5 protein-coding genes, 1 tRNA gene, 1 pseudogene and 1 riboswitch are annotated in these 7,997 nt (G+C 73.6%); of the genes and pseudogenes, 5 read left to right on the top strand and 2 right to left on the bottom strand.

Annotated elements, in window-relative coordinates; all coding sequences use genetic code 11:
• Both VR45_RS06395 and VR45_RS06390 read left to right on the top strand, forming a co-directional pair.
• Positions 1 to 670 (top strand): annotated as a pseudogene (locus VR45_RS06395) (hypothetical protein); the annotation flags it as partial.
• Positions 667 to 2,994, top strand: a complete 2,328-nt coding sequence (locus VR45_RS06390; RefSeq protein WP_078896275.1) for a xanthine dehydrogenase family protein molybdopterin-binding subunit — start codon at positions 667 to 669, stop codon at positions 2,992 to 2,994. The pseudogene VR45_RS06395 and the gene VR45_RS06390, both read left to right, overlap by 4 nt.
• A gap of 123 nt (positions 2,995 to 3,117) precedes the next feature.
• Here VR45_RS06390 and VR45_RS06385 read toward each other — a convergent pair.
• Positions 3,118 to 3,192: transfer RNA gene (locus VR45_RS06385), tRNA-Cys, on the bottom strand.
• Between the two features lie 256 nt (positions 3,193 to 3,448).
• Positions 3,449 to 3,513, top strand: a riboswitch (guanidine-III (ykkC-III) riboswitch).
• Positions 3,514 to 3,558: 45 nt separating this feature from the next.
• On the opposite strand from VR45_RS06385, the gene VR45_RS06380 reads away from it, so the two are divergent.
• Positions 3,559 to 3,873 carry an SMR family transporter gene (locus VR45_RS06380; RefSeq protein WP_045938693.1) on the top strand — a complete coding sequence of 105 codons (315 nt, stop codon included), beginning with the start codon at positions 3,559 to 3,561 and terminating at the stop codon, positions 3,871 to 3,873.
• Between the two features lie 108 nt (positions 3,874 to 3,981).
• Positions 3,982 to 5,448 carry an MFS transporter gene (locus tag VR45_RS06375; protein ID WP_045938692.1) on the top strand — a complete coding sequence of 489 codons (1,467 nt, stop codon included), beginning with the start codon at positions 3,982 to 3,984 and terminating at the stop codon, positions 5,446 to 5,448.
• 52 nt (positions 5,449 to 5,500) lie between these two features.
• Here the strand turns inward: VR45_RS06375 and VR45_RS06370 are convergent, their stop codons facing one another.
• The gene (locus VR45_RS06370) at positions 5,501 to 6,745 is read right to left on the bottom strand and encodes a lipoprotein (protein WP_045938691.1); all 1,245 of its coding nucleotides are present in this window, start codon (positions 6,743 to 6,745) and stop codon (positions 5,501 to 5,503) included.
• Positions 6,746 to 7,179: 434 nt separating this feature from the next.
• On the opposite strand from VR45_RS06370, the gene VR45_RS06365 reads away from it, so the two are divergent.
• Positions 7,180 to 7,824 carry a class F sortase gene (locus VR45_RS06365; protein ID WP_234325855.1) on the top strand — a complete coding sequence of 215 codons (645 nt, stop codon included), beginning with the start codon at positions 7,180 to 7,182 and terminating at the stop codon, positions 7,822 to 7,824.
• Positions 7,825 to 7,997: the final 173 nt, after the last annotated feature.

The following is a 7,997-nucleotide window of genomic DNA, read 5'->3' as shown; positions in this document are numbered from 1 at the left end:
GCCAGCCCGCTCAGAGATGTGTATAAGAGACAGCCCCGAGCCGGTGCCCGCGGCCGCCCCCGCCGACCCCGGACCCCGGACCGCCGACCTCCCGGTCTACACCGAGGACACCTGGATCGAGCACGTCCCGCAGCCGCGCGCCGAGCAGGCCGGCACCCCGGTCGGCACCGGCACGGGGTACGGCGCCCCGAACGGGCACGGCGGGTCCGACGGACACGCTGCTCCCGACCGGCACACCGCTCCCGGCGCCCCCGACGGCCGGGGGGGCTACGACGGGCAGGGCGGCTACGACAGCGGGGTGTACGACACCGCCGTGCTGGCCCCGGTCCGGGACGTCCCGGCGCAGCAGACCGACGGGTCCGGGTTCTACCCCGCCCAGGGCTACCCCGAGCAGCAGCCGTACCCCGGCGCGACCCCGGCGCACGGCACCTACCTGCCCGGGACCGGCTACCCCGACCAGGGCGGCTACCCGCAGCAGTCCGGCTACGACACCGCCTCGGCGTACGACGGCCCGGTCTACGAGACCCCCGCCACCCCCGCGCACGGCACGCCGTACGACCCCGCACCCCCGCACGGCGCCCCGGCCGAGGGCACCGCCCAGGCCGGCGTCCCGTACGGCGCCACCCCCGCCCACGGCACCCGGCTCCCCGAGGACGACCACGCATCATGACGTCGCCTACCGACATCGGCGCAGCACTCCAGCAGGACGGCGACGCGGGCGGCGCGACGGAGCCGTTCGGGCTGGGCAGCTCCCCGCTGCGCAGCGACGCCCTGCCCAAGGCGCTCGGCATCTACCCGTACGCCGCCGACCTGTGGGCCGAGGGCCTGCTGTGGGGCGCGGTGCTGCGCTCCCCGCACCCGCACGCCCGGATCCTCGGCATCGACACCTCGGCCGCGCTGGCCCTGCCCGGTGTGCACGCGGTGGTCACGGCCACCGACCTGCCGGCCGGTCCGGACGGCAGCCCGGACGGCGCGCCGTCCGGACCGATCGTCGCCGACCGCCCGGTGCTGGCCGCCGGGGTGGTCCGCCACCACGGCGAGCCGGTGGCCGCGGTCGCCGCCGACCACCCCGACACCGCCCGGCTCGCGGTCGGTCTGATCGTCGTCGAGTACGAGCCGCTGGAGGCCGTCACCGACCCCGAGCAGGCCTTCACCGCCCCGCCGCTGCACCCGGACGGCAACCTCTTCCGCCATCTGCCGCTGCGCACCGGCGACCCGGAGGCGGCCGGCGAGATCATCGTCGAGGGCCTTTACCAGGTGGGCCGGCAGGACCCGGCCCCGCTCGGCGCCGAGGCCGGCCTGGCCGTGCCGCGCCCGGACGGCGGGGTCGAGCTGCACCTCTCCTCCACCGACCCGCACGGCGACCGGGACCGCACCGCCGCCTGCCTGGGCCTGGAGCCGGACCGGGTCCGGCTGGTGGTCACCGGCGTGCCCGGCGCCACCTCCGACCGGGAGGACCTTTCCTTCCAGGTCACCCTGGCGCTGCTGGCGCTGCGCACCGGCCGTCCGGTGAAGATGACGCTCACCCGCGAGGAGTCCTTCCACACCCACACCTCGCGGCACCCGGCGCTGCTGCGCTACCGCCACCACGCGGACGCCGACGGCACGCTGGTGAAGGTCGAGGCGCAGATCCTGCTGGACGGCGGCGCCTACGCGGACGTCTCGGCCGAGGCGCTGGCCGCCGCCACCGCCTTCTCGGTCGGCCCGTACAACTGCCCCAACGTCTTCGTGGACGCCTGGGCGGTGCGCACCAACAACCCGCCGGCCGGCCGGATGCGCGGCGAGGGCGCGCTGCAGGCGTGCTTCGCCTACGAGTCGCAGCTGGACCAGCTGGCCGCCCGGATCGGCGTGGACCCGGTGGAGGTCCGCCGGCGCAATGTGATGGCGACCGGGGACCCGCTGCCCACCGGACAGGCCGTCACCTGCCCGGCGCCGGTGACCGCGCTGCTGGACGCCGTGGCCGCGGAGCCGCTGCCGGCGCTGCCGGTGGACGACCCGGACGCCGAATGGCTGCTGCCGGGCGGGCCCGGCGGCGCGGGCGACCCGGCCGCGGTGCGGCGGGGGATCGGCTACGCGCTGGGCATGGTGCACATGCTGGGCGCCGAGGGCGAGGACGAGGTCGCCACCGCGACGGTGCGGGTCAGCGGCGACCACGCCACGGTGATCTGCTCCGCCGTCGACGCCGGCCAGGGCTTCGCCACGCTGGCCCGGCAGATCGTGCAGAGCGTGCTGGGCGTCAGCGAGGTGTACATCGCGCCCGCCGACAGCGACCAGGCGGTGGCCGGGCCGTCGGCCCGGGGCCGGCACACCTGGGTGTCCGGCGGTGCGGTCGAGCGGGCCGCGCTGATGGTCCGCCACCAGCTGCTCCAGCCGATCGCCGCCGACTTCGGGATGTCGGTGGAGCTCCTGCAGATCGCCGAGGGCAAGATCACCTCGTACGACGGGGTGCTCGGCATGCCGGTGGCCGAGGCGCTGGAGGGCAAGGAGCTGTGGGCGACCGCGCAGTGCCGCCCGCACCCGACCGAGCCGCTGGACGAGGCCGGGCAGGGCGACGCCTTCGTCTCCATCGCGTTCTGCGCGATGCGCGCGGTGGTGGACGTGGACATCGAGCTGGGCGCGGTCCGGGTGGTCGAGGTGACGGTGGCCCAGGAGGTCGGCCGGGCGCTGAACCCGCGGCAGATCGAGGACCGGATCGAGGCGGGGGTCGCCCAGGGCGTCGGCCTGGCGCTGCTGGAGGACCTCCGCACCGAGGGCGGCCTGCTGGCCAACCCCTCGCTGACCGGCTACCGGCTGCCGACCGCGCTGGACACCCCGGAGATCCGGGTCGCCGCCCTGCTGGAGGAGCGTGACGTGGTGGCTCCGTTCGGGGCCAAGGCGGTCAGCGCGGTGCCGGCCGTGACCGCGCCGGCGGCGGTGGCCGCGGCGGTCCGGGCCGCCACCGGCCTGCCGGTGGGCCGGCTGCCGATCCGCCCGGAGGACGCCGTCGCCGGCTGAGCCGGTGGCACCGGGTGATTCCGCAGGATCTGCGGAATCACCCGGCATCCGCGCTTTTCCTCGGAAAGCACGACGAATTGCCGGGCGGCGCCTTTTCGGGGCCGGACCGGCAATTCGTCTTTATGGAGGCCATGACGGGAATCGAACCCGTGTGCACCGCTTTGCAGGCGGTTCCCTAAACCACTCGGGCACACGGCCGTGGGGTGGGGCTGGTGGTGCGGCTGGAACTGCGGGTGCGCTCAGGCGCAGCGGCAGCAGCGACAGGCGCGACAACACCGGGGAGCGGTGGTGCAGGTGCGGGGCGCGAGGGCCGCCGTCTTCCTGTCCATGTCCGACTCCTGTCGTCGTTCGCCGTGTTGGTGAATTCAGTCTGGCGGAATGCCGGGCGCAGCGTCAATATCCTTCTGTAAATTCTGTGTGGCGGGATTCCCGACCGGGTGTGCTACGGTCGGGAACAGGTGGTCCTCGCGGCCGCCCCGGACGAGCGCGTCGTACCCGGTCACGACAAGACGGCGCAGTGACAGCGGCAACCAGGCCGCTGCCGACTGCGGAGGTACGACCGTCATGGCTTGGCTCGTTCTGATCATTTCCGGTGTCCTGGAGACGGTGTGGGCGGTGGCCCTGGAGAACTCCAAGGGCTTCTCCCGGCTGGTCCCGACCGTGGTGTTCGGTGTCGCGCTGGCGCTCTCGATGGGTGGCCTGGCGTACGCGATGCGCTCGATCCCGATCGGCACCGGCTACGCGGTCTGGGTCGGCATCGGCGCGGTGGGTACGGCGCTGTACGGCATGACCGTGCTCGGTGACGCGGCGACCCTGGCCCGGATCGGCTGCCTGCTGCTGATCGTCTCCGGCGTGGTGGGCCTGAAGGTGCTGCACTGAGCCCCGTGCCGAGCCGCCGCTGATCCTTCCGTCCTAGGGCCGGGGGAGGAGTGGAACTACGACCACGGTCAGGGGCCATCGGGCCAGATGCGCCTTACGATCATACGTATGACCACAGCCTCCCCCGTGTCGGCCGACACCGCCTCCGTTCCGATATCGACCGACCCCGGCGGAGGGGTCATGGGCGACCGCTTCCGGGCGCTGACCCTGGGCATCGTCTCGGTGGTCCTGGTGATCGCCTTCGAGGCGACGGCCGTCAATACCGCGATGCCGGTCGCCGCCGGCGAGCTCGACGGCTTCGGGCTGTACGCCTTCGCCTTCTCCGGCTACTTCACCACCACCCTGTTCGCCCTGGTCGTCTCCGGGCAGTGGTGCGACCGCAGCGGGCCGCTGCGGCCGCTGTTCACCGGTATCGCGGTGTTCGGCGCCGGTCTGCTGGTGGCCGGGGCGGCGCCCGGGATGTGGATCTTCGTGGGCGGCCGGGCGCTCCAGGGCCTCGGCGGCGGCCTGGTGATCGTCGCCCTGTACGTGGTGGTCGGCCGGGCCTACCCCGAGCGGCTGCGGCCCTCGGTCTTCGCGGCCTTCTCCGCGGCCTGGGTGCTGCCCTCGATCGTCGGCCCGCTGGTCGCCGGGGCGGTCACCCAGCACCTCGGCTGGCGCTGGGTCTTCCTCGCGGTGCCGGTGCTGATCCTGCTGCCGCTCGCGGTGATGGGCCCGGCGCTGCGCCGCTCGATGGGGGTCCCCCCGGCCGGAGGCGGGGGGAAGGAGCAGCCGCTGCTCGGGGGCGCCGCGTTCGACCGCCGCCGCACCGGGCTGGCCGCGATGGCCGCGGTCGGCGCCGGTCTGCTGCAGTACGCGGGCCAGCGGCTCGACCTGCCCGGTCTGCTGCCGGCCGCCGTGGGGGTGGCGCTGCTGCTCCCGGCGGTGCTGGGGCTGCTGCCGACCGGGACGCTGCGGGCCGGGCGCGGGCTGCCGACGGTGATCCTGCTGCGCGGGGTCGCGGCCGGGGCGTTCTTCGCGGCCGAGGCGTTCATCCCGCTGATGATGAGGACCGAGCGCGGTCTCTCGCCGACGCTGGCCGGCCTCACCCTCACCAGCGGCGGCCTGTCCTGGGCGCTGGGCTCCTGGATCCAGGGCCGGCCGGGCGCGGAGCGCTACCGGACGCTGATGATCCGCGGCGGTTTCGTGCTGACCGCGGTGGCCATCGCGGGCGCAGCGCTGGTGCTGGTCCCGGCGGTGCCCGCCTGGGTGGCGGCGGTGGCCTGGGGCATCGGCGGGATCGGTATGGGCCTGGCGGTGGCGAGCATCAGCGTGTTGATGATGAAGCTGTCCACGCCGGAGGACGCCGGGGCCAACTCGGCCTCGCTCCAGGTGAGCGACGCGCTGGGCAATGTGCTGCTGATGGGTCTGGCGGGGGTGCTGTTCGGGGCGCTGGGCGGTGGCTCGGTGGCCGCCGTCCACGACGGCGCCGCGGGCGCCGGCTCGACCGGCGCCTTCGCGGTGATCTTCCTGGTCATGGCCGGGGTGGCGCTGCTCGGCGCCCTGGTCTCCGGCCGGGTCCGCAAGGCCGCCTGAGCCGGGGCCGACGACTCCCGCCCCGAGGCCCTCACACAGGAGCGGGCGACAATCAGAAGGTTTCCCAGCCCCCGGCCGGTGCCTGGCCGGGGGCGAGGCCCTGCAGCTTGCGCAGCAGCGCCGGCTCCTGGGCGTCCAGCCAGTCGACCAGCTGGCGGAAGGACACCATCCGCACCTCGGGCCGGTCGGCGATCGCCTTGATCACCTCTTCGACGGCGTTCATGTAGATGCCGCCGTTCCACTCCTCGAAGTGGTTGCCGATGACGAACGGGGCGCGGTTGGTGGTGTAGGCGCGCTCGAAGCCCATCAGGTAGGCGTCCCGGGCCTGGGTCTGGAAGCCGGGGTGGAGCGCCGGGTCGGCCTTGGTGTTGCTGCCGCACTGGTTGAACATGATGTTGTAGTCCATCGACAGCACCTGGAAGGTGTGTCCGGGGAAGGGGATGGACTGCAGCGGGAGGTCCCAGAGCGCGCCGCCCTGGATCTTCTGCGGCCACACCTGGGTCCCGTTGCCGCTGCTGTCGTAGCGCCAGCCGCGCCGGACGGCGGTGGGCAGCAGGTTGCGCTGGCCCTCCAGGCAGGGGGTGCGGCTGCCGATCAGCTCCTTGCGGTAGTCGAAGGGCAGCGCCGGCAGGTCGGTGAAGCCGGTGTTGGTCCGCCAGTTCGTGACGAAGCCCATCGCCTGCTCGATCTCGCTGTCCCACTCCTCGGCGGACCACTGGCCGACGCCGTTGGCGCCGCAGAAGTGCCCGTTGAAGTGGGTGCCGATCTCGTGCCCCTCCAGCCAGGCGGCGTGCAGGTTCTCCAGGGTGTCGTGGATGTGCTGATCGCTGAGGTAGCCGATGTCGGAGGCGCCGACCTTGTGCTGCGGCGGGCGGTAGAGGTCCTTCTTCGCCTCGGGCAGCAGGTAGAGGCCGCTGAGGAAGAAGGTCATGGACGCGTTGTGCTCCCGGGCGAGCCGGCGGAAGCGGGCGAACAGGCCGTTGTCGAGCTCGGCGGCGCCGTCCCAGGAGAGGACGACGAACTGGGGCGGGCGCTGGCCGGGCCGAAGCGGTTCGAGGCTGGGCTGGTTCGGCTGCGGGCCGGTGTCCGAGGTGGAGCCGTCGCCGATCAGCGTGATCGGGGGCTTGGCGGCCTCGGTCGGGGTCGTCGCGTGGTCCTCGGCCGGGGTGGCCGGGACCGGGGCCGGAGTGGTCGCCTGTCCGCCGTCGGGATCGGTCCGGCTCGCGCAGCCCGCGGCGAGGCTGGCGGCGCCGGCGGCACCCGCGGCCAGCAGGGTGCGGCGGGAGAGGGCGTCCATGGTCACTCCGTTCGTGGGGCGTGCGCGGGGGCGTGGCACGGCAGGCGCGCGCGACCGTCCGCCGGACCGGGGTCCGGTGGGACAAGTGCGGTGATAGGCCTGTGAACGGGGTCAGCATGGCATGTGATCGGAAGCGGTCAACGCTTCACCACGAACGGTCGGAACTCATCGCCCGAAGGATGCAACCGTGATGACGTTCCTGAGTGTCAGATGAAGAGATCGTCGCTGCATCGGACAACCGCCAGGTGACCGGAGCGTGGCGTCACGGTGACGACTCACTCGCGCGGACCATGTCGAGCCCCTCGGACCCTGCCGAACGGGGGGAGCGAGTACGACCATCGTATGGATGTGGCATAAGGTCCGATCCGGTTGCATTGTTCTCAGACATCTCCCAGAAACCGGCAACCGTTCGACGTCAGCAGAGGGGAGCGCCGGTGGGCGCCCAGCAGAGCAGGAGCCCGTGGCCGGGTACCCTGGCGGTCGGCGCCGCGCTCGTGCTGGGTGCGTGGCTGCTCACCGACGGCGGTCACACCGTGCTCCCCCCGGCTCCCGGCAGCGGGCAGGCCCTCACCGGCTTCGCCCCGGTCTCCGTGGTGCCGCCGCTCGGACCCTCCAGGCCGACCAGGATCCGGATCCCGGCCGTGCGGCTCGACGCCCCGGTCACCGGCCTCGGTCTCGACCGGGAGGGCCACCTCCAGACCCCTCCCGAGGAGGACCGAAACCTCGCCGGCTGGTACCGGGACGGTGCCACCCCCGGCCAGCGCGGCACGGCCATCATCGCCGGCCACGTCGACAACCACAGCGGGCCCGCCGTCTTCTACGACCTGGGCGCGCTGCACCGCGGGGATCGGATCGAGATCCTCCGCGAGGACGGCCGCACCGCGGTCTACCAGCTCTACGCCATCGAAGTGCACGATCGAAAGGACTTCCCGGACGACCGGGTGTACCGCCAGGCCGCCGACGCCCAGCTGCGGGTGATCACCTGCGGCGGAGGCTACAGCGAGGAGCGGGGCTACGACGGCAACGTCGTCGCCTACGGCTTCCTGGCCGACACCAGGCGTTCGGGGACGAACGTATGACCACCGTCTCCCTTGCTCTGAGCTGGAACCCGATCGACTGGCCGCTGACCCGCGGCCCGATCCCGCGCGCCGTCCTGGTGGCCGGCTGGGGTTCACTGCTGTTCCTCGCCTGCTACGCCCGCACCCGCGGGTGGTGGCGCCGCCGGCTGCCCGCCGCCCTGGTCACGGCGGCG

This window comes from Streptomyces sp. NRRL S-495 (genome assembly GCF_000966955.1).
Lineage (GTDB): Bacteria > Actinomycetota > Actinomycetes > Streptomycetales > Streptomycetaceae > Kitasatospora > Kitasatospora purpeofusca.
Note: the sequence above shows the minus strand (reverse complement) of the source record. Positions and strands in the feature narration are given on the sequence as shown.

Bases quoted from the DNA above. Each gene is read 5' to 3' on its own strand.
- VR45_RS06370 (WP_045938691.1), bottom strand. From the start codon at position 6,745: ATGGACGCCCTCTCCCGCCGCACCCTGCTGGCCGCGGGTGCCGCCGGC.
- VR45_RS06375 (WP_045938692.1), top strand. From the start codon at position 3,982: ATGACCACAGCCTCCCCCGTGTCGGCCGACACCGCCTCCGTTCCGATA.
- VR45_RS06380 (WP_045938693.1), top strand. From the start codon at position 3,559: ATGGCTTGGCTCGTTCTGATCATTTCCGGTGTCCTGGAGACGGTGTGG.
- VR45_RS06390 (WP_078896275.1), top strand. From the start codon at position 667: ATGACGTCGCCTACCGACATCGGCGCAGCACTCCAGCAGGACGGCGAC.